We start from the raw sequence: 25,918 nt of genomic DNA, 5'->3' as shown, positions 1-25,918 counted from the left end.
GCGCGCTCGCGCCATGTATCCGCTTGTCTATTTCATTCGTCACGGGCAGACGGCGTGGAATGCCGAGCAGCGGCTGCAGGGGCAGGCCGACACCGACATAACCGCGCGCGGCCGAAGCCAGGCCGACCGAAACGGCAGGCGTCTGGCCGAACTGATCGACAGGCCGGCTGAATTCGACTTCGTCGCCAGCCCGCTCCGGCGCACGCGCGAAACCATGGAGCGCGTGCGCGTTGCCATGGGCTTGCCGGCGCAGGGCTACCGCACCGACGCGCGGTTGGTGGAGGTGCATTTCGGCGACTGGCAGGGCTTTACGCTGGCGGAAGTGGAGGCCAGTGCGCCCGGATCCACGGCAGCCCGCGCGCGGGACAAATGGGATTTCGTGCCACCCGGCGACGAGGGCGAGAGCTACGAGATGCTGCTCGCGCGTGTCCGGCCCTGGTTCGATGAGCTTGAGCGGCCCACCGTCTGCGTCACGCATGGCGGAATCCTGCGCGTCGCCTTCCGGCTGGTGGAGGCCATGCCGGCGACAGATGCCGCTGCGCTGGAAATCCCGCAGGATCGCGTGCTGCGCCTGCGCGGCGGTCGTCTCGACTGGCTTTAAAGCATTATCCCGCAGAGCTGCGGACTTTTCGGAAAGATCACGAGACAAAGTCCGATGACGATTCGAGAAAGCGTCGTCGGGTGAAGCGGAATTAATCCGACGGCAGTTCCATATCGGTGATGGTGTTGACGCCATCGATCTGGTCGTAGGCCAGCAGCACTTCCATGCCCTCCTGAAGCGCATCGACGTCGAATTCGCCGGGCAGCTTGTAGGACTTTCCGTTGTCGAGGGTGATGGTCAGTTTCTCGTGGTCGATCGACTTGATCTTGCCTTCGGCTTCGGCGGCATAGGCCACGCTGGAAATCGTCACGATAGCGGCGGCAAAAGCGCCGATCAGTCTACGCATGGTCCATCCTCTTATGTTTATCCTTGGCGCCGATCGCTGCGGCTCGAATGCGCTCGGGAAGCAAATCACTAACATGGCGAATGTGTCAAAACTAAATCTGCCGGTTTCACCATTTGTTTTCAACATGTTGTGGTAATTGTAGAAAATGCGCCCGACAGGTGTGAAAGCGGTGGCCCGATCATGGTTTGACCCTCGCCCAAAACGCCAATAGAACGCACGACGAAAACCGGCGTGGCCGGGGCAGGGCTGAATTCTCATGTCGCACAACACTTTCGGACATTTGTTCCGTGTCACCACCTGGGGCGAAAGCCACGGCGCGGCCCTGGGCTGCGTGGTCGACGGCTGCCCGCCGGGTATCCGTTTCACGCGCGCCGAGATCCAGCATGAGCTGGACCGTCGCCGGCCGGGCAAGTCGCGCTTCGTCACCCAGCGCCGCGAGCCCGACGAGGTTGAAATCCTGTCCGGTTTCGTGCCGGAAGACGACGGCGAGACCATGGTCACCACCGGCACGCCGGTGTCGATGCTGATTCGCAATGTCGACCAGCGTTCCAAGGACTATGGCGAGATCGCCCGCCAGTACCGGCCGGGGCACGCCGACTACACCTATCAGATGAAATACGGCCTGCGCGACTATCGTGGCGGCGGCCGCTCCTCCGCCCGCGAGACGGCGGCGCGCGTGGCGGCCGGCGCGCTTGCGCGCAAGGTGGTGCCCGGCATGGTGGTGCGCGGCGCACTGGTCTCCGTCGGCGTCAAGGACATCGACCGCAGCCGCTGGAACTGGAATTTCGTCGAGGATCCGCAAAACCCGTTCTTCACGCCGGACCCGGACTCGGTGCCGGTTTTCACCGAATATCTGGACAGCATCCGCAAGGCCGGCTCGTCGGTCGGGGCGGTAATCGAGATCGTGGCCGAAGGCGTGCCGGCCGGCCTCGGCGCGCCGATCTATGCCAAGCTCGATCAGGAGATCGCCTCCAACCTCATGTCGATCAACGCCGTGAAGGGCGTGGAGATCGGCAATGGCTTCGAAGCCGCGCGCATCACCGGCGAAGAGAACGCCGACGAGATGCGCATCGGCAATGACGGAAACGCGGTGTTCCTCTCCAACAAGGCCGGCGGTATACTGGGGGGCATTTCGACCGGTCAGGAGATCGTCGCGCGCTTCGCGGTCAAGCCGACGTCCTCGATCCTCACGCCGCGCAAATCCATCGATCTCGATGGCCGGGACGTGGATGTGATGACCAAGGGCCGTCACGACCCCTGCGTGGGCATCCGCGCCGTGCCGATCGGCGAGGCCATGGTGGCCTGCGCCATTGCCGATCACTATCTGCGCCACAGGGGGCAGACGGGACGTTGAGCACGCGGTGAATGGTCAATGGTGAATGGAAAGAACCGCCCTGAACCATCCGGCCCGACCATTCACCGTCGACCACCACCACTCACTGGATTTGACCATGTCCTACGACCAGAAGAAAATTGTCGAAGCCATTCGCGCCTTCGAGCGCGGTGAAATCGTCGTCGTCATGGACGATGATGGGCGCGAGAACGAGGGCGACCTGATCGTTGCGGCCGTGCATTGCACGCCCGAGAAGATGGCCTTCATCGTGCGCCACACATCCGGCATCGTCTGCACGCCGATGACGCGTGAGGACGCCCGCCGCCTCAATCTCGCGCCGATGGTCGCGGAAAACGATTCGGCGCACACCACCGCCTTTACCGTCAGCGTCGACTTCAAGCACGGCACCACCACCGGTATCTCGGCCGACGATCGCACGCTCACCGTGCGCAATCTGGCAAACGGCAATGTCGGGCCGTCCGATTTCGTGCGTCCAGGACATATTTTCCCGCTGGTGGCGCGCGAGGGCGGCGTGCTGATGCGCTCCGGCCATACGGAGGCGGCGGTCGATCTGTGCAAGCTCGCCAACCTGCCCCCGGTCGGCGTCATATCCGAACTGGTCAATGACGACGGCACCGTCATGCGCGGCCCGCAGGTGGCCGCCTTCGCCGAGCAGAACGGGCTCAGGCAGGTGTCCGTGGCCGATCTGATTGCCTATCGCCAGCGGCAGGAAACGCTTGTCCAGCGCATGGACAGCTTCGACATCGAGACGCCAGGCGGCAAGGCGAAGGCCTTCATCTACACGCTGCCGTGGGACGTGATGCACCATCTGGCCGTCGTCTATGGCGACATTCGCGACGGTGCCGAGGTGCCGGTGCGACTTCAGACCGAGGATGTCGTGGCCGATGTGTTCGGTGCCGGCTGCCGGCTGGACGACATCATGAAGAAGATGGGCGAGCGCCAGCGCGGCGTCATCGTCTATCTGCGCGAAGGTTCGGTCGGGGTCGCCGATCCGGGGCGCAACCGTCCGCAACGCGACGACGAGGACCATGAAGAGGCCCGCCGGCGCGAGGACGAATGGCGTCAGATCGGCCTTGGCGCGCAGATCCTGAAGGACCTGGGCATTTCCTCCATCAACCTCATCGCCTCGCGCGAGCGCCACTATATCGGCCTGGAAGGCTTCGGCATCAGGATCGCAAAGACGGAAATCCTCTGAGGACGGCGTCCTTCAGGGCGGCTTCACCCGAGCCGCCAAAGGTTTCGCTCATGATCAGGCCGGGCAGCGGCAGGCGGCTGCCCCAGCCTTTTTCCTCCAGATCGGGCCGGTTCGCGAATTGCGAGACGCGGCCGACACACAGATAGGCGACCGGCGCGACATGCGCCGGGATTTCCAGTTCCCGCTTCACGGCCCGTTCGTCGAGGATGCTGACCCAGCCGACGCCGACGCCTTCGGCGCGCGCGGCCAGCCAGAAATTCTGCACCGCGCAGACCGTGCTGTAGAGATCCATCTGCGGGTTGTGCCAGCGGCCGAGCGGCGAGTTCTGTGCCCGGCTCCGATCGCATGTGATGCACAGGTTCACCGCACTTTCGCAGATGCCTTCGAGCTTGAGCTTGCGATAGAGCGCCTGCCGCTCTGCCGCGATGTTGGGCAATTCCTGCTCACGTGCGGCAAAAAACAGGTCGCGCATCCGCTCGCGCCGGGCCATGTCGCGGATGACGATGAAATTCCAGGGCTGCATGTAGCCCACCGATGGCGCATGGTGAGCCGCCGTCAACAGGCGGGCCAGCACGGCGTCCTCCAGCGGCTCGGGCGAAAAATGGCTGCGCACGTCGCGGCGGCCGAAGATCGCGTGGTAGACCGCCTCGCGGGCGGTATGCTCGAATGATTTGTCATGGTTTTGGTGCGTCTGCGCCGGATGGCAGGTGGCGGGCATCGCGTTTCCCCTTGCGAACGTCCTCGGCGTCGCCCTGCCTGACCAAGCGGACGACTATCTTTGCCGGGCCGGTCTTCTGGCTTGGGATCATACCGTCATCGGCGCCTTCCCGTTCGCAAGAACAGTGGCATGTGCCGATGCGGTCCCCCTTACAGCGTTGGGCACGCCGCGGAATTTCACCGCGTTCCCGATTCTCCCGCCGCGTGGGCGGGCACCTGGCAATGACACGACACTAGCTTGCGCAAGCGCGCCATGCACCCCTCGGAAACGACATGCACTGCAACGAAGAGACGATTTTCCCCAGGCTTTGGCTGGTAGTGCGTGGCACTGCCAGCCTTTGCTGATAGACTGTTTGCCATGACCACGCGCCTCTATTCCCATCCGATCTTCCTTGAGCACCTGACGCCGTCCGGACATCCCGAGCGCCCGGACCGGTTGCGCGCGGTGGCGCGCATCCTGGAGGAGGAGCCCTTCCTCGCCCTCGACCGGGTCGAAGCGCCGATGGGCGACGAGGCGACCTTGCTCTATGCGCACCCGGAAAGCTTCGTGGAAATGATCCGCGACGCTGTTCCCGAAGAGGGACTGCGTGCAATCGACGGCGACACCACCGTGAGTCCCAAGAGTTGGCAGGCCGCCCTGACCGCGGTGGGGGCCGCCAATGCCGCCGTGGACGACGTCTTCGCCGGCAAGGCGGACAATGTCTTCGTTGCGGCGCGCCCGCCGGGGCACCACGCCGAAAAGACCACGGCGATGGGCTTCTGCCTGTTCAACACGGCGGCCATCGCCGCGCGCCATGCGCAGAAGAAGCACGGCGTCGAGCGTGTTGCCATCATCGATTGGGACGTACACCATGGCAATGGCACGCAGGACATTTTCTGGGACGATCCCAGCGTGTTGTTCTGCTCCACCCATCAGATGCCGCTGTTTCCCGGCACGGGCGCGAAAACCGAAGTGGGTGCGGGCAATATCGTCAACGCGCCGCTTTCGCCACGCACCGGCAGCGATCTGTTCCGCGACGCCTTCCGCTCGCGCGTGCTGCCGGCATTGGACAATTTCAAACCCGATCTCGTCATCATCTCGGCCGGTTTCGACGCGCATCACCGCGACCCGCTGGCAGAGATCAACCTGACGGAAGAAGATTTCGACTGGGCAACGGGCCAGATCATGGACCGTGCCGCCACCCATGCGAACCACCGCGTCGTCAGCCTGCTCGAAGGCGGCTACGACCTGCAGGGCCTGGCGTTCTCGGTCGCGGCGCATGTGAAGCGCCTGATGAAAGGATAATCTTGCATGGACGCCGAACAGAACAACGAAGACATCAAGGCGATGAGCTTCGAGCAGGCGTTGCAGGCGCTGGAACGCATCGTTGACGATCTGGAGCGCGGCGACGTGCCGCTCGACCAGTCGATCCGCATCTATGAGCGTGGCGAGGCCTTGAAGGCGCATTGCGACCGCCTGCTGAAGGCGGCCGAGGACAAGGTGGAGAAAATCCGCCTCTCGCGCGACGGCAAGCCGGTGGGAACGGAGCCGCTCGACGGGGAGTAGCCGCTCATTGAACGAACCGTCTCGGGTGAGCGGTCTTCCTATTGTCGGGATCAGGGCATAGCTTCTGGCGGCAAGGTTCAACGACTGCCGCCGATGCAGGGAGGTCACCATGAGCTTCTTTCCCGCCCGCGATCCCGAGCCGGGGGATGCATTCTCCTGCGATGCCATCGAACTGATGGTCGTGCCCAATGCGCGCGACATCGGCGGCTTCGAGGTGCGCCGCGCGCTGCCGACGGCGCGGCGACGGCTGGTCGGCCCCTTCATCTTCTTCGACCGCATGGGGCCGGCGATCCTGCGGGCAGGGCAGGGGCTGGATGTGCGCCCGCATCCGCATATCGGCCTTTCCACGGTCACATATCTTTTCGACGGGCGGGTGCGGCATCGCGATTCGCTCGGCACCGAGATGGTCATCTCGCCCGGCGACGTGAACCTCATGACGGCCGGTCGTGGCATCGTCCATTCGGAGCGCACGCCGCAGGAGATGCGCGGGCAAGCACAGGGCATTTCCGGATTGCAGACCTGGATCGCTCTGCCCGACCGGATTGAGGAAATGGCGCCGACCTTCGAGAACACGTCATCGACGGCCCTGCCCGATTTCACCGACAATGGCGTGACCGGCCGCGTCGTCATGGGCGACTTCGAAGGGCATCGCTCGCCCGTCACCACGTTTCAGGACACGCTCTATGCCGATCTCAGGCTCGCTGCCGGCGCCCGGATAAAAATCCCGGCCGAAGCCGAGGAACGGGCGATCTACGTCCTGGAGGGCGATGTCGTCATTTCCGGCGACCGCTTTGCGTCGGATCGCCTGCTGGTGTTCCGCCCCGGCGACGAGATCGTGGTGGGGAGCGAGCATGGCGCGCATTTCATGCTTTTCGGTGGTGCGTCGCTCGGCTCCAGGCGCTACATATGGTGGAACTTCGTTTCCTCCTCCAGGGAACGCATCGAGCAGGCCAAGGAGGAATGGAAAACGGGGCGTTTCGACATCGTGCCGGGGGACGAGAAAGAATTTGTTCCTCTGCCGGAGGGCTGATCCGCGGGCGAAATGACGCGCGTGAGCCCGCCTGTCATTTACATTCAGGGAGCGACACTCTATCTCCCAAGCCAATATTGATCGATTAGACAGGCCATATGACGTGAATTTGCCGCCCAAGACGCCGCTGCTGGACAAGGTTCGCATTCCTGCCGACTTGAAGGCGCTGCCCGAGAGCGACCTGCCGCAACTGGCTTCCGAACTGCGCGCCGAACTCGTCGACGCGGTTTCGCATACTGGTGGCCATCTCGGCGCCGGGCTCGGCGTGGTCGAGCTGACTGTCGCGCTCCACTATGTCTTCGACACGCCGGCAGACCGCATCATCTGGGATGTCGGGCATCAGGCCTATCCGCACAAGATCCTCACCGGCCGTCGCGACCGCATCCGCACTTTGCGGATGGAGGGCGGGCTTTCCGGCTTCACCAAGCGCGCGGAAAGCGATTACGACCCCTTCGGCACCGCGCATTCCTCGACCTCCATTTCGGCCGGCCTCGGCATGGCCGTGGCCCGCGACCTGAAGGGCGGCAGGAACAACGTCATCGCCGTGATCGGCGACGGGGCCATGTCGGCGGGCATGGCCTATGAGGCGATGAACAATGCCGGCGCGCTGAACTCGCGCATGATCGTCATCCTCAACGACAACGACATGTCGATTGCGCCGCCGACTGGCGCGATGAGCGCTTATCTGGCCCGTCTCGGTTCGGGCCGCGCTTATCAGGGCATCCGCGATCTCGGCAAGAAGCTGACCTCCTATCTCGGCGCCCGCGTCGACCGGGCGATTACCCGCGCGGTCGAGCATGCGCGCGGCTATGTCACCGGCGGCACGCTGTTCGAGGAACTCGGCTTCTTCCATATCGGCCCCATCGACGGTCACAATCTGGAACATCTGATCCCGGTTCTGAAAAACGTCCGCGACAATGGCGATGGCCCCGTGCTCATCCACGTCGTGACGCAGAAGGGCAAGGGCTATGCCCCGGCTGAGGCCGCGGCCGACAAGTATCACGGCGTCAACAAGTTCGACGTCATTACCGGCGCGCAGGCCAAGGCGCCCGCCAATGCGCCGAGCTACACCAAGGTCTTTGCCCAGAGCCTGATTCAGGAAGCGCGCGAGGACGACAAGATAGTTGCCGTCACCGCCGCCATGCCGTCCGGCACCGGGCTCGACCTGTTCGGCGAAGTGTTTCCCGAGCGCACCTTCGATGTCGGCATTGCCGAGCAGCATGCGGTGACTTTCGCCGCCGGCCTTGCGACTGAAGGTTTCAAGCCCTTCGCCGCGATCTATTCCACCTTCCTCCAGCGCGCCTACGACCAGGTCGTGCATGACGTGGCGATCCAGCAATTGCCGGTGCGTTTCCCCATCGACCGCGCCGGTTTCGTCGGCGCTGACGGGCCGACCCATTGCGGAGCCTTCGACACCGCCTTCCTCGCCACGCTGCCCCACTTCGTGGTGATGGCAGCCGCCGACGAGGCGGAACTGCGCCACATGGTGCGCACCGCCGCGGCCTATGATGAGGGCCCGATCTCCTTCCGCTATCCGCGTGGCAACGGCGTCGGCGTCGATATGCCGGAGCGTGGCTCGGTGCTGGAAATCGGCAAGGGCCGCATCCTGCGCGAAGGCACCAAGGTCGCGCTTCTGTCCTTCGGCACCCGCCTGCAGGATTGCCTGCTGGCGGCGGAGGAACTGAACGCCGCCGGGCTTTCGACCACCGTGGCCGACGCCCGCTTCGCCAAGCCGCTGGACGAGGATCTGGTGCGCCGGCTCGCCACCTCGCATGAGGTGCTGCTGACGGTGGAGGAGGGCGCTGTCGGCGGCTTTGCCAGCCATGTGCTGCACTTCCTGGCAAAGGAAGGTTTGCTGGATTCGGGGTTGAAGGTTCGGCCGCTGGTTATGCCGGACGAATTCACCGACCATGCCAAGCCGGAAAAAATGTATGCCGATTCAGGTCTGGATTCCGCAGGGATCGTGCATGCGGTTTTTGCCGCGCTCGGCCGCTCCGTGCGTTCGGCGACCGCCTGAGGCGCTTGCCTTCCGCCACGGCTTTCGCCATGGAAGGCCGATGAAAGCCGACAACCGAAACACCACCCGCCGGCGCCTTGACGAGGCGCTGGTCAGCCGAGGGCTCTTCGCCAGCCGTTCGCGGGCGCGCGACGCCGTGGAGCGCGGCACCGTAAGCGTGGACGGCGGCATCGTCACCAAGCCGGGACAGGCCGTGTCGGACGCCGCAGTCATTACCGTTGCCGACCCGGCGCAGGCCTATGTGTCGCGCGCGGCGCTGAAGCTCATTGCCGGGCTCAACCATTTCGGCATCGACCCGCGCGGCGCGAACGCGCTGGACATCGGCGCCTCCACCGGCGGCTTCACCCAGGTGCTGCTGGAGCGCGGCGCAGCCCACGTCACGGCAATCGATGTCGGCCACGGCCAGATGCATGAGAGCCTGCGCGGCGATCCCCGCGTGAGCTGCGTGGAGGGGTTGAACGCGCGCGACCTGACCGCCGACGTGCTGGAAGGCCGGGCGCTAGACCTGATCGTTTCCGATGTCAGCTTCATTTCGTTGAAGCTTGCCCTGCCGCCGGCGCTGTTGCTGGCAAGGCGCGGCGCCTATGGGCTGTTTCTGGTCAAGCCGCAGTTCGAGGCCGGCCGCGAGGCGATCGGCAAGGGCGGCATTCTGAAGAACACCGCGGATGGACCCGTCGTGGCGACCGCCCTTGCCGAATGGCTGGACAGCCAGATCGGCTGGACGGCGCTGGGCCTGTGCCCGTCTCCTATCGAAGGCGGCGACGGCAACCGCGAATTCCTGCTGGCCGGAGTGAAGGCATGAGCACACGTTTCCAGGTCTCCCGTCTTGGCGCGCAGGGCGACGGCGTCGCGGATACGCCGCAAGGCCCCGTCTTCATCCCGTTCACGCTGCCCGGCGAAACGGTGAACGCCGCGCGCGAAAAGGATCGCGGCACGCTGATGGCCGTGCTTGAGCCGTCGCCGCTGCGCATCGAGCCGGCCTGCCGGCATTTCACCGAATGCGGCGGCTGCGCGCTTCAGCATTTGGATGCTCAGGCCTATCTGGACTGGAAGCGCGAAAAGGTCGTGCAGGCGCTGAAAAGCCGGGGCCTGGAAGTGGACGTCGCCGCCACCGTGCCCTGCGCATCGCATTCGCGCCGCCGCGCCGTGTTTTCCGCCCGCCGCACGGAAGGTGGTATGCTGCTCGGCTACAACCGCGCCCTCTCGCACCACATCATCGATATCGAGGAATGCCCGATCGTGGAGCCGCAGATCGAGGCAGCGCTTCCGATGCTGCGGCGGCTGGCTGGCCTGATCTGCCATACGCAGCAGGCATTCCACATCACCGTCACGCATACCGAGTCGGGGCTCGATGTCGCGGCGCAGGACGCAGGCAAGCTGGAAGACAAGGCGCGCATGGCCATTTCCGCCTTCGCCATCGGCGAGGGGCTGGCGCGCGTGTCGGTGGATGGCGAGATCGTCGTTGAGCCGAGAAAGCCGCTGGTTTCATTCGGCAGCGCCTCGGTCACGCCGCCGCCGGGCAGCTTCCTTCAGGCCGTTGCTTCGGCCGAGCAGGTGATGGCCGATCTCGTCGGCGAGCATCTGAAAAAGGCGAAGAAGGTCGCCGACCTGTTCGCCGGGGCGGGTGCCTTTGCCCTGCGCCTTGCCCGGAAATCGGAAGTGCATGCCGTCGAAGGCGATGCGGCGGCCTTGGCCGCGCTCGACCGGGGCTTTCGTTTCGGGGGCGGGCTGAAGCGGGTGGTCATCGAAAAGCGCGACCTCTTCCGGCGTCCGCTCACCTACAAGGAACTCGCCGCCTATGATGGTGTGGCCTTCGATCCGCCGCGCGCGGGCGCGGAAGACCAGTGCAAGCAGATCGCGAAATCGGACGTGCCGTTCGTGGCGGCCGTTTCCTGCAATCCGGCCACGCTGGCGCGCGACCTGCGCATACTGGTCGATGGCGGCTATGCGCTGAAGAGCGTGACGCCGGTGGACCAGTTCCTCTGGTCGCCCCATGTCGAGGCGGTGGCGCTTCTGGAGAAGCCGCGCAAACGGCGGTAGTTCACCTCGTCCGGAAGTGGGGCCGGTCTTTGCCGATCGGTCAGCCGGTTCCGCATTTATCCGCCGGAGTGTCGTCCTGCCCGGCCAGCAGCCGCTCGACGAAGAGTGGCACCACTTCCGTCGCGCGGCCATAAACGGCCTCGTCGAAGAACGAATAGCCCTCGGACGGCTCAAGGTTGAGTTCCACCGTATGCGCGCCGGCGGCCTTCGCCTGCTCGACGAAACCGGCAGCCGGATAGACATTGCCGCTGGTTCCGATCGACACGAAAAGGTCGCAGTTCGTCAGCGCGGCGTCGATTTCGTCCATGCGGTAGGGCATTTCGCCGAACCACACCACGTCTACCCGCATCTGGCCGGTCGTCTTGCACCACTGGCACTGCGAATTGATGGTGAGGTCTTCGGTCCACGGCCAGCGCATGCCGCAGCACTGGCAGAGCGCGGCGTTCACCTCGCCGTGCATGTGCAGCAGTTTCCGCGAACCCGCGGCCTCGTGCAGATTGTCGATGTTCTGGGTCACAAGCAGGAACGAGCCGTCGAAACCCGCCTCCAGCCGCGCCAGAGCCTCGTGCGCGGCATTGGGCCGGACGGCGCGCAATCCACGCCGGCGCTTGTTGTAGAAAGCATGGACCTTGCCCGGATTGCGCGCGAACCCTTCCGGTGTCGCCACCTCCCGGTAATCCACCTTGGACCAGATGCCGTTGCTGTCGCGGAACGTGTCGATGCCCGATTCGGCCGAGATGCCCGCGCCGGTGAGAATGACGATGGAGGAAAACTTACTCATTAATGGCCTTCGCTGAGATGCACGACAGGCCAGCATATGAAGAGATTCGGATTTGAGCTGCTTTCAACTTCGACAAGGATGTTGAGGATAGTAGAGACGCCCAGGGATTAAAGTTTTCTGCTCAAAACTATAATCCGTGGGCTGGAAGTTCAAGCCGACTTTAAAGGCCGGAGAGTAAATTAAAGTTTGAGGCTCAAAACTTTAATTTCTGGCATCAGGCCCGCGTGCCGCCCACCGTCATCTGGTTCATGCGCAGATGCGGCTGGCCAACGCCCACCGGCACGCCCTGTCCGGCCTTGCCGCACATGCCGATGCCGGTGTCGAGCTTCATGTCGTTGCCGACCATGGTCACGCGGTGCATGGCGTCCGGGCCGTTGCCGATCAGCATGGCGCCCTTGATCGGCTGCGTCATCTTGCCGTTCTCGATCATGTAGGCTTCGGTGCAGCCGAACACGAATTTGCCGGAGGTGATGTCCACCTGGCCGCCGCCGAAGGAGACGGCGTAGATACCGTTCTTCACCGAGGCGATGATTTCGTCGGGCTCCATGTCGCCACCGGTCATATAGGTGTTGGTCATGCGCGGCATGGGCTGGTGGGCATAGGATTCGCGCCGGCCGTTGCCGGTGGCCTTCATGCCCATGAGGCGCGCGTTCTGGCGGTCCTGCATGTAGCCGACCAGCTTGCCGTCCTCGATCAGCACGTTGCGGCCGCTCGGCGTGCCTTCGTCATCCACGGTCAGCGAGCCGCGCCGCTCGGCGATGGTGCCGTCGTCCACCACGGTCACGCCCCTGGCGGCGACCTGCTCGCCCATCAGGCCCGCGAAGGCCGAGGTCTTCTTGCGGTTGAAATCGCCTTCCAGCCCGTGGCCGACCGCCTCGTGCAGCATCACGCCCGGCCAGCCGCTGGACAGCACGATGTCGAACGTGCCGGCCGGCGCCGGAATGGCTTCCAGATTGACCAGCGCCTGCCGCAGCGCCTCCTCGGCGGCAAACTGCCAGCTGTCCTCGGTCAGGAATTCGCCAAAACCCTTGCGGCCGCCGGCGCCGTAGCTGCCGGTTTCCTGGCGGTCGCCGTCGCCAACAACGACGGCGATGTTCATGCGCACCAGCGGGCGGATGTCGCGCACCATCTGGCCGTCGGCGCGCATGATCTCGACATGCTGCCAGGACGAGACGAGCGAGGCCGTGACCTGGCGCACGCGCGGGTCCTTGGCGCGCAGCCAGCCGTCGATCTCCTGCAACAGCTTGGCCTTGGCCTCGAAGCTGGGGGAGGGGATCGGGTTTTCCTCGCCATAGAGATGACGGTTGGTGCGCGCAGGCGCATCGGCAAGCTTGCCCGAATAGCCGCCCTTGACGGTCGAGACGGCATCGGCCGCACGCAGCAGCGAAGCTTCGGACAATTCGCTGGAATGCGCATAGCCGGTTGCCTCGCCGGCAACCGCGCGCAGGCCAAAGCCCTGGTCGGTGTTGAAATTGGCGGTCTTCAGTCGGCCATTGTCGAACATCAGCGCTTCGCTTTCGCGATATTCGAGGAAAAGTTCGCCGTCGTCGCTGCCGTTGATCGTGTGGGTGACGATCTGGCGGATGCGGTCTTCGGAAATGTCGAACTGGCTGAGCAGGCTGGTCATGGCGGGTCCGCCTCGTATCTGGAAAGGGTCAGACCCGATGTAGGCGTGGCGGCTGCTTTCGGCAATGCACTATCGTTGCGCAAGCGTCCCGACCGGCGATTTGCCTGTCATCCGACCAACGAAAAAGCGGGCGACCAGCACCCGCTTTCATTACGATTCCCGCTGACCGTCCGGATCAGGGCAGGGCCGCAAAACCCTCGGCGAAGCCTTTCAGGTCTACCGGAATGCCGATGCCTTCCTCCGGCGTCTGGAAGACGATGAAGGTCGCGGACGTGCCCGTCTTCAGCGTGTCGAGCAGCGGTTTCTCCAAGATGACCTCGGCATAGCAGCCGTCGCCGAAGCAGCGCACGAAATAGGCGCGGCCGATGTCCTTGCCGTCCACGTTGAGGCCGAGGCCGTTGGGCAGCAGCACGCCGAGCGGGGCCAGCACGCGCAGGATTTCGGCCTTGTTGTCGGCGGTGCGCAGCACGACCACCGAGAGGCCGATCTCGGGCCGGTCCTCGGCAATCACGTTCTGCATCATCACGCATTGTTCGGCGGTGGCGCCGGCGGGCGTGTCGCAGATGATCGACCATGCGCCGTGAGTCGAGCGCACCTTGCCGCTCTGCGGGTTCGGAGCCTGTTGCTGCGCCTGCGGCTGCTGGGCAGGCTGCTGCTGCGCTGCCGCCGGAGCGACGGAGGCAGTCAGGGCGGCCAGGACTATGGCCTTGGCCAGGGTTCCCGAAAGTCGAGACGTCATGAGGACTCCATTACGAATCACGGCAAGTCTGGTCGTGACAATTAAAACTATACGGCAAGACGATGACCGAACCAGCCAATAGCCTTGACGAGGCCGATTTTCCAAGGAAATTCGCCGGAATTGCGTCCATTCCGCTCCGAGCCGCGACATTGCCGATATGCGCGCAACGGTGCAATCTGCTTCCCAAACCGGCCGATTTGCGCCGCCGGACGGCAAATCGCGCGCTCGCCGCCACTGCCTCGATGCCATCTCGCCGCCACAGCTTGCGCGCAAAAATGCCGCATGAGTAGTTGTGCTCCTTTCTTGCGGACGCGAAGAGAGTATGGTTTGAACTACCGATGGCCACCGGGATTCCCCGTCCCGGTGGGATTTAGTATTCGTGCTGCTACAAGCGCATGAAATTGGGAGACAGAGAGGGCGATGAGAAAAATCCTAGCAAGTGCTGGCGCTGCGGCAGTCCTTTTCGCCAACGCCGCAGCTTATGCGGCGCAGCCGACGCCTTGGCAGACCGGTTTCCAGCCGGCCGCAACCTCCATCATGGAGCAGATCACCTGGTTCGAACGCTACACGCTGTGGTTCATCGTGCCGATCACCCTGCTGGTGCTCGTGCTTTTGATCTATTGCATCCTGCGTTTCCGTTCCGCGGCAAACCCGACCCCGTCGCGCACGAGCCATAACACGCTTATCGAAGTCCTCTGGACGGTTGGACCTGTCGTGGTTCTGCTGTTCATGGCGGTGCCTTCGTTCCAGCTCCTGACGGCGCAGTATTCGCCGCCGGAAGAAGCCAAGATCACCGTGAAGGCGACCGGGAACCAGTGGAACTGGGACTACGAATATCAGACCGACGAAGCGCTGTCGTTCAACTCGGCCATGCTCAGCGATGAAGATCGCGCTGACGCCGGCAAGGAAGACCGCGCCGTCTATCCGCGCCTTCTGGCCGTCGACAATGAGGTCGTCGTGCCGATCGATACCATGGTTCGCGTTCTGGTTACCGCCAGCGACGTGATCCACGCCTTCGCCATGCCCGCGTTCGGCATCAAGACCGACGCCGTGCCGGGCCGTATCAACGAGGTCTGGTTCAAGGCCAAGAAGGAAGGCCTTTATTACGGCCAGTGCTCGGAGCTGTGCGGCAAGGATCATGCGTTCATGCCGATCGCGATCCGCGTGGTGACCGAAGAGCAGTACCAGACCTGGGCGGCTGCGGCCAAGGACGATCTCGATGGCGCCAACAAGGCGCTGATGGCGGAAATTGAAAGCACCAGCAAGGTGGCGGTCGCCGGCAATTGATGCCGCGCCCGGAATGGAATTTTAGGAGTGGAGCGGAACATGGCAGGCGCTGCGGTTCACAGCGACCACGAACATAAGCCTCGCGGTTTGGTTCGCTGGTTATTTTCGACCAACCATAAAGACATCGGCACGCTGTACCTGATCTTCGCGATTATCGCGGGTCTTATCGGCGGCTTCATGTCGGTGATGATGCGCTGGGAACTGGCAGAGCCTGGTATCCAGATTTTCCACGGCCTCGCGTCGCTGGTCTACGGTGTCGAGGGCGATGCCGCGATCGACGCCGGCAAGCAGCTCTACAACGTGTTCACCACCATGCACGGGCTCATCATGATCTTCTTCATGGTCATGCCCGCGCTCATCGGCGGTTTCGCGAACTGGATGGTTCCGATCATGATCGGTGCGCCGGACATGGCGTTCCCGCGCATGAACAACATCTCGTTCTGGCTGTTGATTCCGGCTTTCCTTCTGTTGCTGATTTCCTTCTTCGTCCCCGGCCCGGCCGGTGGGTGGGGCGTCGGCGGCGGCTGGACGATGTATCCGCCTTTCGCCACCTCCGGCCAGCCCGGACCGGCGATGGATCTGGCGATCCTGTCCGTGCACATTGCGGGCGCGTCCTCGATCCTCGGCGCGATCAACTTCATCACGACCATCTTCAACATGCGCGCTCCCGGCATGACCATGCACAAGATGCCGCTGTTCGCATGGGCCGTGCTGATCACCGCCTTCCTGCTTCTGCTGTCGCTGCCGGTTCTGGCGGGCGCCATCACCATGATGCTGACCGACCGTAACTTCGGCACGGCCTTCTTCGTTCCCGAAGGCGGCGGCGACCCGATCCTGTACCAGCACCTGTTCTGGTTCTTCGGTCACCCGGAAGTGTACATCCTGATTCTGCCGGGCTTCGGCATCGTCAGCCACATCGTGTCGACCTTCTCGCGCAAGCCGATCTTCGGTTATCTCGGCATGGCCTACGCCATGGTCGCCATCGGTGCCGTCGGCTTCGTCGTGTGGGCGCACCACATGTACACCACCGGCATCTCGCTCGACACGCAGCGCTACTTCGTGTTCGCCACGATGGTCATCGCTGTGCCGACCGGCGTGAAGGTGTTCTCGTGGATCGCCACGATGTGGGGCGGCTCGATCAGCTTCAAGCCCCCCATGGTGTGGTCGATCGGCTTCATCTTCCTGTTCACCGTCGGCGGCGTCACGGGCGTCCAGCTCGCCAATGCCGGCTTCGACCGCTCGGTGCACGACACCTACTACGTGGTTGCCCACTTCCACTACGTGTTGTCGCTGGGCGCGGTGTTCGCGATCTTCGCCGCCTGGTACTACTGGTTCCCGAAGATGACGGGCTACATGTACTCGCCGGCGATCGCGCACGCCCACTTCTGGATCACCTTCATCGGCGTGAACCTGATCTTCTTCCCGCAGCACTTCCTGGGTCTGGCCGGCATGCCGCGCCGCTACATCGACTATCCGGATGCGTTCGCGGGCTGGAACCACGTCTCGTCGATCGGCTCCTACATCTCGGCCTTCGCGGTCCTGGTGTTCCTCTATGGCGTCTTCGAAGCCTTCTCCAAGAAGCGCGTCGCCGGCGCCAACCCGTGGGGCGAGGGTGCGACCACGCTGGAATGGCAGCTGCCTTCGCCGCCGCCGTACCACCAGTGGGTGGATCTCCCGCGCGTCAAGTAACGTCGCTTTACGACATCGAAACCGCCGTCCATCGGCGGTTTCGGCCAAACCGAGAGAGTGGACTGCGTAGGCATGGCACTGGCTGAAAAGAACATTCTGAACGACGGCGGCATCCGCATGTCGGAAGCTACCGCCGGGGACTTCATCGCGCTTCTGAAGCCGCGTGTGATGTCGCTCGTGGTGTTCACGGCCATCGTCGGCCTCGTGGCCGCCCCGGTTTCGATCAATCCTTTCATCGCGGTCGTGGCCATACTCGCAATCGCCATCGGGGCAGGCGCCTCGGGCGCGCTGAACATGTGGTACGATGCCGACATCGACCGGGTGATGACGCGCACCATCAAGCGGCCCGTGCCGTCCGGGCGTGTCCTGCCGGGCGAGGCGCTGGCTTTCGGTCTGGTGCTGTCGGTGCTCTCGGTCATGACCATCGGCCTCGTGGTCAACTGGCTGTCGGCCGCGCTGCTCGCCTTCACCATCTTTTTCTACGCCGTCGTCTACACGATGTGGCTGAAGCGCTGGACGCCGCAGAACATCGTCATCGGCGGTGCCGCGGGCGCCTTCCCGCCGATGATCGGCTGGGCTGCGGCCACCGACAGCATCGGCCTCGAAAGCATCATCCTGTTCCTGATCATCTTTCTCTGGACGCCGCCCCATTTCTGGGCGCTGGCCCTGTTCAAGTCCGGAGACTACGAGCGCGCCGGCATCCCGATGATGCCGAACGTGGCTGGCGAGGCTTCCACGCGCAGGCAGATTTTTGCCTATTCGCTGCTGGTCGCCCCGGTTGGCGCGCTGCCCTGGTTCCTTGGCTACACCACGCCGTTCTACGGCATCGTCTCGATCCTGCTCGGCATCGGCTTCGTCTGGTATGCCCTGCAGGTGCTCAGGATGCCCGACAGCGACCGCGCGATGAAGCCGGCCAAGGGACTGTTCGGTTATTCGCTGCTTTATCTGTCCGTGATTTTCGCAGCCTATCTGGCCGATAGCATCATCGAGCGCGCGCTCGCAGTGCCGGGAGTTTGATCATGACGGAACCCGAACTGGTGACCCTTACCGAAGCCCAGAAGAAAGCTCGCCGCAGCCGCTCGGTCGCGATTGGCGTCGGATTGGCCGTTCTGGTGGTTATTTTCTACGTCACGACGATCATCAAGTTCGTCCCCTCCTTCCTCAATGGCGCATCGTGAGGGGGATATGACCAGCGAACCCGACAAGCCTCAGGATAAGAACGGCAAGTCCAACGGACGCGTCGCGGTCATCTGCATCGCTTTCGTCGCCGGCATGGTGGGCATGTCCTACGCAGCCGTGCCGTTCTATGAAATGTTCTGCAGGGTGACCGGCTATGGCGGGACCACGCAGCGCGTGGACCAGTATTCGGACCGCGTGCTCGACCAGAAAGTGACGATTCGCTTCGACGCCAACACCTCGTCCGGGCTGCCGTGGAAGTTCGAGCCCGTGGCGCGCGACATCACCATCAAGATCGGTGAGACCGCGCAGGCGCATTACACGGCGCAGAACATCTCCGACAAGCCGACAGCCGGGCGCGCGACGTTCAACGTCACGCCCGAACTGGCCGGCGGCTATTTCAACAAGGTGGAGTGCTTCTGCTTCACCGACACGACCTTGCAGCCGGGCGAGACACTCGATATGCCGGTGGTCTTCTACGTTGACCCCGATATCGTCAACGTCCCGGAGCTGAAGGACGTAAAGACCATTACTCTTTCCTATACATTTTTCCCGATCGAGGGGGCGAAGCCGGTGGCCAATGCGCCGCAGGCGGGAAACCTTAAGACAAATGACAACACCGACGGTAACTTCGGGGGCTGATATGGCTGACGCGCACGCAAAACCCAAACACGACTATCACATCATTGATCCAAGCCCCTGGCCCATCCTGGGCTCGCTCGGCGCGCTCGTCATGGCGATCGGCGGCGTGGCCTGGATGCAGTCTATGAAGCAGGGCAGCTTCCCGCTGTTCGGCATCGACCTGGCTAACGCCCATTATTGGATCTTCGCCATCGGCGTCGCGATCGTTCTCTACACCATGTATGCGTGGTGGTCGGACACCATCAAGGAAGCGCATGAAGGTCATCACACCCGCGTGGTGTCGCTGCATCTGCGCTACGGCATGATCATGTTCATCGCCTCCGAGGTGATGTTCTTCGTGGCCTGGTTCTGGGCCTTCTTCGATGCCAGCCTGTTCCCGAACGAGATGCATCAGGTCGCGCGCGCCGAGTTCACCGGCGGCGTCTGGCCGCCCAAGGGCATCGAGGTCCTGAACCCCTGGCACCTGCCGCTCTACAACACGATCATCCTGCTCCTGTCGGGCACGGCGGTCACCTGGGCGCATCACGCCCTGCTGCACGGCAACCGCAAGGGCCTGGTCAACGGCCTGGCGATCACGGTCGGGCTCGGCGTCCTGTTCAGCTTCGTGCAGGCCTACGAGTACATCCACGCTCCGTTCGCGTTCACGGACTCGATCTACGGCGCAACCTTCTTCATGGCGACCGGCTTCCACGGCTTCCACGTCATCATCGGCACGATCTTCCTGGCCGTCTGCCTGATCCGCGCGATGCGTGGCGACTTCACGCCCAAGCAGCATTTCGGCCTCGAAGCGGCTGCCTGGTACTGGCACTTCGTTGACGTGGTGTGGCTGTTCCTGTTCGCCGCCATCTACGTCTGGGGTTCGTTCGGCGGAACCTTCGCGGAACACTAAGGCGAATGCCTTGAACCATAATGGGGGCGGCCGTGGCGACACGGCCGCCTTGTCTTTTCTGAGAAGCCCGAACCCGAATGGAGATGTAGCCGTGACCCAGCCCGCTCATGAAGATCAGGCACACTGGCCTCCGGTGGAGCCCATTTCAGCCGGTCTGCGCGGCCGGTGCCCGCGCTGCGGGGAGGGCAGGCTGTTCTCGGGCTTCCTGACGGTCGCGCCGCGCTGCGGCAGTTGCCGGCTCGACTATTCCTTTGCGGATGCGGGCGATGGCCCGGCGGTGTTCGTCATTCTCATCATCGGTTTCATCGTCGTGGGGCTGGCATTGTGGATGGAGGTCACGCTCAACCCGTCGCTGTGGGTCCATTTCCTGCTCTGGATACCGCTGACGCTCGTGCTGAGCCTGACGGCGCTGCGTCTCATCAAGGGCGTGCTGATCACGCTGCAATATAGCAACAAGGCCGCCGAGGGGCGGCTGGACAGGCCGCAATGACCAACGAGCCGACACAGGTCGCGCCCCGTTCCGGCAGCGCGGCGGGCCGCTGGCTGGCGATCATCTTCGGGCTGATCGGCCTGATCGTTCTGCTGGGGCTCGGCACCTGGCAGGTGGAGCGCCTGCACTGGAAGGAGGCGCTGCTTGCGACGATAGACCAGCGCATCCATTCCGCGCCGCTGCCGCTGGATCAGATGGAAAAGAAGTTCGCCGACACCGGCGATGTGGAATATTGGCCGGTGACCGTCAGCGGCCGTTTCCTGCATTCGGGCGAGCGGCACTTCTTCGCCACCTATGAGGGCGAATCGGGCTTCTATGTCTACACGCCGCTCGAACTGGCCGATGGGCGCTTCGCGCTCGTGAACCGCGGCTTCGTGCCTTACGACATGAAGGACCCCGGCACCCGCCCGCAGGGCGAGGTCGAAGGCGAGGTGACAGTGACCGGGCTTGCCCGCAACCCGCTGGCGCAAAAACCCTCCACGCTGGTGCCAGACAACGATGTGGCCAAGAACATCTTCTACTGGAAGGATCGGGACGTGATGGCCGCCACCGCCGGCCTGCCGGCCGGGGCGAAGGTGCTGCCTTTCTTCATCGACGCCGGCAAGGCGCCCAACCCCGGCGGACTGCCGGTCGGCGGTGTGACCATCATCGACCTGCCCAACAGCCATCTGCAATATGCCGTGACATGGTACGGTCTTGCTGCCGCACTTGCCGGCGTGCTGGGCGCATGGTTGTGGCGCTCGCGCAAGCGCGCCTCCTGAACGTCTGCCCCGCCCTTGACATATAGGGGATGCAGACATCATGTCGGTGCGAAAGAGAAGACCGGACGACATGCCTGACAATTCATCCAAGCCTCCACTGACGATAAGACTTTGCCAGCCGCGCGGCTTTTGCGCCGGCGTGGACAGGGCCATCCAGATCGTGGTGCTGGCGCTGAAGAAATACGGCGCGCCGGTGTATGTGCGCCACGAGATCGTGCACAACCGCTATGTGGTGGAAGGGCTGCAGAATCTCGGCGCGGTGTTCGTCGAGGAGTTGGACGAGATTCCCGACGAGCATCACGAGCGGCCGGTGGTGTTTTCCGCGCATGGAGTGCCGAAATCGGTGCCGGCGGACGCGCAGGCGCGCAACCTGTTCTATCTCGACGCCACCTGTCCGCTGGTCTCGAAGGTGCACAAGCAGGCCATGCGCCACCAGCGCCTCGGCCGCCATGTGCTGCTGATCGGCCATGCCGGTCATCCCGAAGTCATCGGCACGATGGGGCAACTCCCGGAGGGCTCGGTGACATTGATCGAGAACGAAGCCGATGTCGCCGCCTTCGTGCCGGAGGATGCCGATGCGCTCGGCTTCGTCACCCAGACGACCCTGTCGGTGGAGGATACGGCCGGACTGATCCGCGCGCTGCGGCAGCGTTTTCCGACGCTGACGGCGCCTGCGGCCGAATCGATCTGCTATGCCACCACCAACCGGCAGGAAGCGGTGAAGGAAACGGCGGTCGGCGCCGACCTGTTCCTTGTGGTCGGTGCGCCCAATTCGTCCAATTCCCGGCGTCTGGTGGAAGTCGCAGAACGGGCCGGCGCGAAAATGTCGCTTCTCGTGCAGCGTGCCTCCGAGATTCCGTGGCAGAACATCGGTGCCATTTCGACGCTCGGCCTGTCGGCGGGGGCATCCGCGCCGGAGATCATCGTCGATGAAATCGTCAATGCGTTCCGGGAGCGTTTCGACGTGAGGGTCGATCTCGCCGTGACGGCAACGGAAACGGAGAATTTCCCGGTCATGAGCGCGCTGCGCGATGTCGAACTGACGCCTTCCGACATGGCATTCGTGAACGGGACCGTGTGATGGCGGTCTATACGGATGTTTCCGAGAGCGAACTCGGAGCCTTTCTGCGCGACTATCTGGTCGGCGAACTGCTGTCCTACAAGGGGATCGCGGAAGGGTCGGAGAACTCCAACTATCTGCTGCATACGACCAGCGGCTCCTACATCCTGACGCTCTATGAAAAGCGCGTCGACAAGGACGATCTGCCGTTTTTCCTCGGCCTGATGGAGCACCTGGCGGGCAAGGGCATTTCGTGCCCGCTGCCGGTGCATCGGCGCGACGGTGGCGTCACCGGCACGTTGGCCGGGCGCACGGCAGCCCTCATCACCTTCCTGGAAGGCATGTGGATGCGCAAGCCGACCGTCGCGCATTGCCGCGAAGTGGGCAGGGCGCTGGCGGAGCTGCATCTTGCCGGTGCCGATTTCCCGATATCGCGCCCCAATGCGCTGGACATAGCGGGCTGGCGCAAACTGTGGGACGGCGCTCGCGACCGTGCCGACGAGGTCGAGGCGGGTCTTGCCGCCGAGGTGGATGCCGATTTCGCCGAATTCGAGCGCAACTGGCCGGGCGATCTCCCGGCCGGCGTCATTCATGCCGACCTGTTCCCGGACAATGTCTTCTTCCTCGGCAACCGGCTCTCGGGGCTGATCGACTTCTATTTCGCCTGCAACGATCTCTATGCCTATGATCTGGCCACCTGCCTCAACGCCTGGTGCTTCGAGAAAGACAATTCCTTCAACCTCACCAAGGGGGCGGCGATGCTCGCCGCCTACCAGTCGGTGCGGCCGCTGAGCGAGGCGGAAAAGCAGGCCATGCCCATTCTGGCGCGCGGCTCGGCTTTGCGCTTCATGCTCACCCGGCTCTATGACTGGCTGACGATCCCCGACGGTGCGCTGGTGCAGAAGCGCGACCCGATGGAATTCATCCGCCGCGTGCGCTTCCACAGGGGCATCACGTCGCCGTCGGAATATGGCTTGAAATGAAGACTGTCGAGATTTTCACCGATGGCGCCTGCTCGGGCAATCCGGGTCCGGGCGGCTGGGGCGCGATCCTGCGCTTCAACGGTGTCACCAGGGAGCTTTCGGGCGGCGAGGCGGCCACCACCAACAACCGCATGGAGCTGATGGCGGCGATTTCGGCGCTGAACGCGCTGAAGGAGCCGTGCAATGTCGAGCTTCACACCGACAGCAAATATGTCATGGACGGCATTTCCAAATGGATCCATGGCTGGAAGCGCAACGGCTGGAAGACGGCCGACAAGAAGCCGGTGAAGAACGGCGAGCTTTGGCAGGCGCTGGACGAGGCGAACCGGCGCCACACGGTGAACTGGCATTGGGTGAAGGGCCATGCCGGCCATCCCGAAAACGAGCGCGCCGACGAGCTTGCCCGCATGGCCATGGAGCCGTTCAAGAAAAAGCCGGCCGGCGCAAGATAGGGCGGAGCTTGTTGCAGCCAGTGGAAACACCTGGCGTCGCATACATGCGGCAAAATCAATCATACGGATAAAAGCAAGCGCGCCGGCGAGGACCGCCGGCGCGCTTGCAATTCTTCAATGGAGCGAAAACCGGGTCTCGCTTTTCGCTCCGGGGTTCGGGATCAAAGCTGTTCGAGCAGCTTGGCGGCTCCCGATTCCACGGCCTGGCCGGGCGAGTCCTCGATGTTGAGCGCCGTCACCTTGCCGTCCTCGACGATTGCCGAGAAGCGCTTGGAACGGGTGCCGAGCCCACCGCCCGAAAGGTCGATGTCGAGGCCGGCCGCACGCACGAAATCGCCATTGCCATCGGCCAGGAACAGGATCTTGCCTTCCGCGCCGGTGTGACGCGCCCAGGCGCCCATCACGAACTGGTCGTTGACCGCGACCACGGCGATGGTATCGACGCCGCGCGCGGTGATGGCGTCGTGGTTTTCCAGATAGCCCGGCAGGTGGTTGTTGCTGCAGGTGGGCGTGAAGGCCCCCGGTACGCCGAACAGCACCACCTTCTTGCCGGCGAAGATGTCGGCCGTGGTCTGGCTGTTCGCGCCATCGGCGGTCACGGTCTTGAAGGTGGTTTCGGGCAGCTTGTCGCCAACGGAAATGGTCATGGGCTCTCCTCGATAAGTTCATGTTGCTTGCGCCAGATGCCTATCGGCTTACCGGCCGCCCCGCAACTGCCCATCCGGGTCCTAAAGATAAGGCAACATGCCGCTCACTGCGCCCTTGTCGGTCACCAGCGTATAGTGCAGGCCGCCGCCCACGGGTTTTGCCGCCGGGCGGTCGAGGATTTCGACCGAAAACTGTGTCTTGCCGTCCTTTTCGATCTTCCTGGGCGTGGCGAAGACGTAGCCGTCGCCGCCGGCAATGAACAGGTCAGCGGACGAGGCCCCGCTGGGCAGCTTCGCATCGAGCAGAGCCGTCTTCGTGTCGTCACTGACCAGCGCGACATCGAAATCCGGGCTTGCCGGCAGGGGCAGCGCCCTCATTGCCGTGGTCACCGCGGCCGCATCGGCGCTGTCGTCGGCATTTTCGGCCGGATCGAGGGTGAGTTTCGCGCTGACCGGAATGCAGATGGACTCGCAAATGCCGAGGAACACATCGGCGGAAATCTTCGCCGGCTCATCCGGCTTGGCGACGTGGAATATGACGGGCAGCGCCACCGAATGATTGTAGCCCGCCCATATCGCGTACCCGTCGTCATGCCGCTGCGGCGCGGGAAAGCGAAGCTGCGCGCTGGTGACATTGGTGCTGGCCGAGACCTCCAGTGAAGGCGGCACGCCCGCATCGCCCGGATCGCGCCAATAGGTCTTCCAGCCTTCGTCGAGATGAATGTCGAGAATGCCCTCCAGTCTTCCCTGTGCGTCCGGTTTGCCTGTGGTCACCAGCCGCACCTTGCCTCCCTGCGCCTCTACCCATTTCGAGGAGGCGGCAAGCGCATGGCCGGCATTGAAAATGACGAGGCAGGCGAGGGTGGAGGCAGAAATGGTCTTCATGGGTGCGATTTGAGTTCTCCAGAATTGATATGCAACCGGGCGCACGCGCACGCGGCCTTCATTTTTGCGTGAGTTCTGCGGGCGGTGCAATCTCGTTGCACAGATATGAAAAGGCGGAACATTTCCATCGGTTCGCTCGCTCCGCCGTTCACCGGGGTTCAAACAATTTCTCCGGCGTTGTCGGTCTTGTGCGAAGGCATCTCTTTCAAGCTTACCCAAAACGCGTTACGCTACAGATATGGATATTTTGCGTCAGAAAAAGAGCGCGGTGAAGCGCGGCTTTCTGGATGACCAGTTCCTCATCGCCATGCCCGGCATGAGGGACGAGCGCTTCGCCCGTGCTGTGATCTACATCTGCGCCCACAGCGAAGAGGGCGCTATGGGGCTCATCATCAACCAGAGCCAGCAGCTTCTGTTTCCCGATCTTCTGGTGCAACTCGGCATTCTCAACGAACAGGAAGCCATCCGCCTGCCGCCATCGGCACGCGATTTCGTGGTCCGTAATGGCGGGCCGGTCGATCGCAGCCGGGGCTTCGTGCTGCACACCGACGATTACAAGGTGGAATCCTCCCTCGCGGTTTCCGATACGGTCTGCCTCACCGCCACAGTGGACATCCTGCGCGCAATCTCGACCGGGCGCGGACCGCGCCATGCGTTGATGGCGCTCGGCTATGCCGGCTGGGGTGCCGGCCAGCTCGAAAACGAGATCGCCGAGAATGGCTGGCTGACCTGCCCGGCACAGGCGGATTTGCTGTTCGATACCGATATCGAATGCAAATATGATCGGCTGCTTGCCTCGATCGGCATCGATCTGGCGCATCTCAGCCAGGATGCCGGCCACGCCTGAGCGCGCCTGCATTCCCGTTTACCTCTGAATTGAAGCTGTCGCGACCCGGCAAGACCCCGGCTATGCCGAAAGGGCCACGTCAGCGAAAAGCGCTAAGCGGTTTTCGCTGACGACATC

The 25,918-nt window shown here is 63.5% G+C and carries 28 protein-coding genes and 1 riboswitch; of the genes, 21 read left to right on the top strand and 7 right to left on the bottom strand.

What is annotated here, in order from left to right; translation table 11 throughout:
* Positions 1-13: 13 nt before the first annotated feature.
* Positions 14-601 (top strand): histidine phosphatase family protein, encoded by a 588-nt coding sequence (locus C7441_RS06340; protein WP_109612145.1) that lies wholly within the window; start codon positions 14-16, stop codon positions 599-601.
* Positions 602-692: 91 nt separating this feature from the next.
* On the opposite strand, the gene C7441_RS06335 is transcribed toward C7441_RS06340, so the two are convergent.
* Positions 693-947 carry a DUF1344 domain-containing protein gene (locus C7441_RS06335; protein ID WP_019169832.1) on the bottom strand — a complete coding sequence of 85 codons (255 nt, stop codon included), beginning with the start codon at positions 945-947 and terminating at the stop codon, positions 693-695.
* A gap of 256 nt (positions 948-1,203) precedes the next feature.
* On the opposite strand from C7441_RS06335, the gene aroC reads away from it, so the two are divergent.
* Both aroC and ribB read left to right on the top strand, forming a co-directional pair.
* Positions 1,204-2,301: a chorismate synthase gene (aroC, locus tag C7441_RS06330; RefSeq protein WP_109612144.1), complete on the top strand. Its 1,098-nt coding sequence runs from the start codon at positions 1,204-1,206 to the stop codon at positions 2,299-2,301.
* A 97-nt stretch (positions 2,302-2,398) separates the two neighbouring features.
* Positions 2,399-3,496, top strand: coding sequence for a 3,4-dihydroxy-2-butanone-4-phosphate synthase (ribB, locus tag C7441_RS06325; protein WP_019169829.1), 1,098 nt, complete (start codon positions 2,399-2,401; stop codon positions 3,494-3,496).
* Here ribB and bluB read toward each other — a convergent pair.
* On the bottom strand, positions 3,468-4,214 hold the full coding sequence (gene bluB, locus C7441_RS06320; protein WP_109612143.1) for a 5,6-dimethylbenzimidazole synthase: 747 nt from the start codon (positions 4,212-4,214) through the stop codon (positions 3,468-3,470). The two genes, ribB and bluB, sit on opposite strands and share 29 nt — an antisense overlap.
* A 49-nt stretch (positions 4,215-4,263) precedes the next feature.
* Positions 4,264-4,448: riboswitch (cobalamin riboswitch) on the bottom strand.
* A gap of 123 nt (positions 4,449-4,571) precedes the next feature.
* Between bluB and C7441_RS06315 the strand changes: the two genes are divergently transcribed.
* From C7441_RS06315 to C7441_RS06290, 6 genes are all read left to right on the top strand, one after another.
* Entirely contained in the window at positions 4,572-5,498 is a 927-nt protein-coding gene (locus C7441_RS06315) for a histone deacetylase family protein (protein ID WP_109612142.1), read from the top strand.
* A gap of 6 nt (positions 5,499-5,504) precedes the next feature.
* On the top strand, positions 5,505-5,759 hold the full coding sequence (locus C7441_RS06310; RefSeq protein ID WP_019169826.1) for an exodeoxyribonuclease VII small subunit: 255 nt from the start codon (positions 5,505-5,507) through the stop codon (positions 5,757-5,759).
* Positions 5,760-5,868: 109 nt separating this feature from the next.
* Positions 5,869-6,789: a pirin family protein gene (locus C7441_RS06305; RefSeq protein WP_019169825.1), complete on the top strand. Its 921-nt coding sequence runs from the start codon at positions 5,869-5,871 to the stop codon at positions 6,787-6,789.
* 103 nt (positions 6,790-6,892) lie between these two features.
* On the top strand, positions 6,893-8,806 hold the full coding sequence (dxs, locus tag C7441_RS06300; protein WP_109612141.1) for a 1-deoxy-D-xylulose-5-phosphate synthase: 1,914 nt from the start codon (positions 6,893-6,895) through the stop codon (positions 8,804-8,806).
* 40 nt (positions 8,807-8,846) lie between these two features.
* On the top strand, positions 8,847-9,608 hold the full coding sequence (locus C7441_RS06295; protein ID WP_109612140.1) for a TlyA family RNA methyltransferase: 762 nt from the start codon (positions 8,847-8,849) through the stop codon (positions 9,606-9,608).
* A complete protein-coding gene (locus tag C7441_RS06290) occupies positions 9,605-10,846 on the top strand; it encodes a class I SAM-dependent RNA methyltransferase (protein WP_109612139.1) in 1,242 nt (413 codons plus the stop codon). The genes C7441_RS06295 and C7441_RS06290 overlap by 4 nt, the downstream gene beginning before the upstream one ends.
* Positions 10,847-10,886: 40 nt before the next feature.
* On the opposite strand, the gene C7441_RS06285 is transcribed toward C7441_RS06290, so the two are convergent.
* The 3 genes from C7441_RS06285 to C7441_RS06275 form a co-directional block, all read right to left on the bottom strand.
* Positions 10,887-11,627 (bottom strand): NAD-dependent deacylase, encoded by a 741-nt coding sequence (locus C7441_RS06285; protein WP_109612138.1) that lies wholly within the window; start codon positions 11,625-11,627, stop codon positions 10,887-10,889.
* A gap of 214 nt (positions 11,628-11,841) precedes the next feature.
* Complete coding sequence (gene tldD / locus C7441_RS06280; protein WP_109612137.1) at positions 11,842-13,254, bottom strand: metalloprotease TldD; 1,413 nt, start codon at positions 13,252-13,254, stop codon at positions 11,842-11,844.
* Between the two features lie 175 nt (positions 13,255-13,429).
* On the bottom strand, positions 13,430-13,993 hold the full coding sequence (locus tag C7441_RS06275) for an invasion associated locus B family protein (RefSeq protein ID WP_109612136.1): 564 nt from the start codon (positions 13,991-13,993) through the stop codon (positions 13,430-13,432).
* A 420-nt stretch (positions 13,994-14,413) separates the two neighbouring features.
* Between C7441_RS06275 and coxB the strand changes: the two genes are divergently transcribed.
* From coxB to rnhA, 11 genes are all read left to right on the top strand, one after another.
* Positions 14,414-15,280 carry a cytochrome c oxidase subunit II gene (gene coxB / locus C7441_RS06270; protein ID WP_109612135.1) on the top strand — a complete coding sequence of 289 codons (867 nt, stop codon included), beginning with the start codon at positions 14,414-14,416 and terminating at the stop codon, positions 15,278-15,280.
* A 39-nt stretch (positions 15,281-15,319) separates the two neighbouring features.
* The gene (gene ctaD, locus C7441_RS06265; protein WP_019169817.1) at positions 15,320-16,969 is read left to right on the top strand and encodes a cytochrome c oxidase subunit I; all 1,650 of its coding nucleotides are present in this window, start codon (positions 15,320-15,322) and stop codon (positions 16,967-16,969) included.
* Between the two features lie 72 nt (positions 16,970-17,041).
* Positions 17,042-17,986: a heme o synthase gene (locus C7441_RS06260; protein WP_019169816.1), complete on the top strand. Its 945-nt coding sequence runs from the start codon at positions 17,042-17,044 to the stop codon at positions 17,984-17,986.
* 2 nt (positions 17,987-17,988) lie between these two features.
* The gene (locus tag C7441_RS23975) at positions 17,989-18,147 is read left to right on the top strand and encodes a hypothetical protein (protein WP_019169815.1); all 159 of its coding nucleotides are present in this window, start codon (positions 17,989-17,991) and stop codon (positions 18,145-18,147) included.
* 7 nt (positions 18,148-18,154) lie between these two features.
* A complete protein-coding gene (locus tag C7441_RS06255; RefSeq protein WP_109612199.1) occupies positions 18,155-18,787 on the top strand; it encodes a cytochrome c oxidase assembly protein in 633 nt (210 codons plus the stop codon).
* A 1-nt stretch (position 18,788) separates the two neighbouring features.
* Positions 18,789-19,676, top strand: a complete 888-nt coding sequence (locus tag C7441_RS06250; RefSeq protein ID WP_019169813.1) for a cytochrome c oxidase subunit 3 — start codon at positions 18,789-18,791, stop codon at positions 19,674-19,676.
* 91 nt (positions 19,677-19,767) lie between these two features.
* On the top strand, positions 19,768-20,166 hold the full coding sequence (locus tag C7441_RS06245) for a DUF983 domain-containing protein (protein WP_026059944.1): 399 nt from the start codon (positions 19,768-19,770) through the stop codon (positions 20,164-20,166).
* The gene (locus tag C7441_RS06240) at positions 20,163-20,927 is read left to right on the top strand and encodes an SURF1 family protein (protein ID WP_109612134.1); all 765 of its coding nucleotides are present in this window, start codon (positions 20,163-20,165) and stop codon (positions 20,925-20,927) included. Before C7441_RS06245 ends, C7441_RS06240 begins: the two co-directional genes overlap by 4 nt.
* 70 nt (positions 20,928-20,997) lie before the next feature.
* The gene (gene ispH / locus C7441_RS06235; protein ID WP_109612133.1) at positions 20,998-22,008 is read left to right on the top strand and encodes a 4-hydroxy-3-methylbut-2-enyl diphosphate reductase; all 1,011 of its coding nucleotides are present in this window, start codon (positions 20,998-21,000) and stop codon (positions 22,006-22,008) included.
* Positions 22,008-22,970 carry a homoserine kinase gene (locus C7441_RS06230; protein WP_109612132.1) on the top strand — a complete coding sequence of 321 codons (963 nt, stop codon included), beginning with the start codon at positions 22,008-22,010 and terminating at the stop codon, positions 22,968-22,970. The genes ispH and C7441_RS06230 overlap by 1 nt, the downstream gene beginning before the upstream one ends.
* Positions 22,967-23,422, top strand: coding sequence for a ribonuclease HI (gene rnhA, locus C7441_RS06225; RefSeq protein ID WP_019169811.1), 456 nt, complete (start codon positions 22,967-22,969; stop codon positions 23,420-23,422). The genes C7441_RS06230 and rnhA overlap by 4 nt, the downstream gene beginning before the upstream one ends.
* Before the next feature lie 161 nt (positions 23,423-23,583).
* On the opposite strand, the gene C7441_RS06220 is transcribed toward rnhA, so the two are convergent.
* Complete coding sequence (locus tag C7441_RS06220) at positions 23,584-24,069, bottom strand: peroxiredoxin (RefSeq protein WP_109612131.1); 486 nt, start codon at positions 24,067-24,069, stop codon at positions 23,584-23,586.
* Positions 24,070-24,150: 81 nt separating this feature from the next.
* The gene (locus C7441_RS06215) at positions 24,151-24,954 is read right to left on the bottom strand and encodes a protein-disulfide reductase DsbD domain-containing protein (protein WP_109612130.1); all 804 of its coding nucleotides are present in this window, start codon (positions 24,952-24,954) and stop codon (positions 24,151-24,153) included.
* 238 nt (positions 24,955-25,192) lie between these two features.
* On the opposite strand from C7441_RS06215, the gene C7441_RS06210 reads away from it, so the two are divergent.
* Complete coding sequence (locus C7441_RS06210) at positions 25,193-25,801, top strand: YqgE/AlgH family protein (protein ID WP_019169808.1); 609 nt, start codon at positions 25,193-25,195, stop codon at positions 25,799-25,801.
* The last annotated feature ends 117 nt before the right edge of the window (positions 25,802-25,918 follow it).

This window comes from Pseudaminobacter salicylatoxidans, assembly GCF_003148475.1.
GTDB classification, from domain to species: Bacteria; Pseudomonadota; Alphaproteobacteria; order Rhizobiales; family Rhizobiaceae; genus Pseudaminobacter; species Pseudaminobacter salicylatoxidans.
This window is presented reverse-complemented; position numbering and strand designations above follow the sequence as displayed.

Excerpts from the sequence above, each read along its gene's own strand:
- C7441_RS06305 (WP_019169825.1), top strand. The coding sequence starts at position 5,869 with ATGAGCTTCTTTCCCGCCCGCGATCCCGAGCCGGGGGATGCATTCTCC.
- C7441_RS06295 (WP_109612140.1), top strand. The coding sequence starts at position 8,847 with ATGAAAGCCGACAACCGAAACACCACCCGCCGGCGCCTTGACGAGGCG.
- C7441_RS06215 (WP_109612130.1), bottom strand. The coding sequence starts at position 24,954 with ATGAAGACCATTTCTGCCTCCACCCTCGCCTGCCTCGTCATTTTCAAT.
- C7441_RS06310 (WP_019169826.1), top strand. The coding sequence starts at position 5,505 with ATGGACGCCGAACAGAACAACGAAGACATCAAGGCGATGAGCTTCGAG.
- C7441_RS06230 (WP_109612132.1), top strand. The coding sequence starts at position 22,008 with ATGGCGGTCTATACGGATGTTTCCGAGAGCGAACTCGGAGCCTTTCTG.
- rnhA (WP_019169811.1), top strand. The coding sequence starts at position 22,967 with ATGAAGACTGTCGAGATTTTCACCGATGGCGCCTGCTCGGGCAATCCG.
- C7441_RS06250 (WP_019169813.1), top strand. The coding sequence starts at position 18,789 with ATGGCTGACGCGCACGCAAAACCCAAACACGACTATCACATCATTGAT.
- ctaD (WP_019169817.1), top strand. The coding sequence starts at position 15,320 with ATGGCAGGCGCTGCGGTTCACAGCGACCACGAACATAAGCCTCGCGGT.
- C7441_RS06315 (WP_109612142.1), top strand. The coding sequence starts at position 4,572 with ATGACCACGCGCCTCTATTCCCATCCGATCTTCCTTGAGCACCTGACG.
- C7441_RS06335 (WP_019169832.1), bottom strand. The coding sequence starts at position 947 with ATGCGTAGACTGATCGGCGCTTTTGCCGCCGCTATCGTGACGATTTCC.
- C7441_RS23975 (WP_019169815.1), top strand. The coding sequence starts at position 17,989 with ATGACGGAACCCGAACTGGTGACCCTTACCGAAGCCCAGAAGAAAGCT.
- tldD (WP_109612137.1), bottom strand. The coding sequence starts at position 13,254 with ATGACCAGCCTGCTCAGCCAGTTCGACATTTCCGAAGACCGCATCCGC.
- coxB (WP_109612135.1), top strand. The coding sequence starts at position 14,414 with ATGAGAAAAATCCTAGCAAGTGCTGGCGCTGCGGCAGTCCTTTTCGCC.
- C7441_RS06210 (WP_019169808.1), top strand. The coding sequence starts at position 25,193 with ATGGATATTTTGCGTCAGAAAAAGAGCGCGGTGAAGCGCGGCTTTCTG.
- C7441_RS06260 (WP_019169816.1), top strand. The coding sequence starts at position 17,042 with ATGGCACTGGCTGAAAAGAACATTCTGAACGACGGCGGCATCCGCATG.
- ispH (WP_109612133.1), top strand. The coding sequence starts at position 20,998 with ATGCCTGACAATTCATCCAAGCCTCCACTGACGATAAGACTTTGCCAG.
- C7441_RS06240 (WP_109612134.1), top strand. The coding sequence starts at position 20,163 with ATGACCAACGAGCCGACACAGGTCGCGCCCCGTTCCGGCAGCGCGGCG.
- ribB (WP_019169829.1), top strand. The coding sequence starts at position 2,399 with ATGTCCTACGACCAGAAGAAAATTGTCGAAGCCATTCGCGCCTTCGAG.
- C7441_RS06220 (WP_109612131.1), bottom strand. The coding sequence starts at position 24,069 with ATGACCATTTCCGTTGGCGACAAGCTGCCCGAAACCACCTTCAAGACC.
- aroC (WP_109612144.1), top strand. The coding sequence starts at position 1,204 with ATGTCGCACAACACTTTCGGACATTTGTTCCGTGTCACCACCTGGGGC.
- C7441_RS06285 (WP_109612138.1), bottom strand. The coding sequence starts at position 11,627 with ATGAGTAAGTTTTCCTCCATCGTCATTCTCACCGGCGCGGGCATCTCG.
- C7441_RS06340 (WP_109612145.1), top strand. The coding sequence starts at position 14 with ATGTATCCGCTTGTCTATTTCATTCGTCACGGGCAGACGGCGTGGAAT.
- C7441_RS06275 (WP_109612136.1), bottom strand. The coding sequence starts at position 13,993 with ATGACGTCTCGACTTTCGGGAACCCTGGCCAAGGCCATAGTCCTGGCC.
- bluB (WP_109612143.1), bottom strand. The coding sequence starts at position 4,214 with ATGCCCGCCACCTGCCATCCGGCGCAGACGCACCAAAACCATGACAAA.
- C7441_RS06255 (WP_109612199.1), top strand. The coding sequence starts at position 18,155 with ATGACCAGCGAACCCGACAAGCCTCAGGATAAGAACGGCAAGTCCAAC.
- C7441_RS06290 (WP_109612139.1), top strand. The coding sequence starts at position 9,605 with ATGAGCACACGTTTCCAGGTCTCCCGTCTTGGCGCGCAGGGCGACGGC.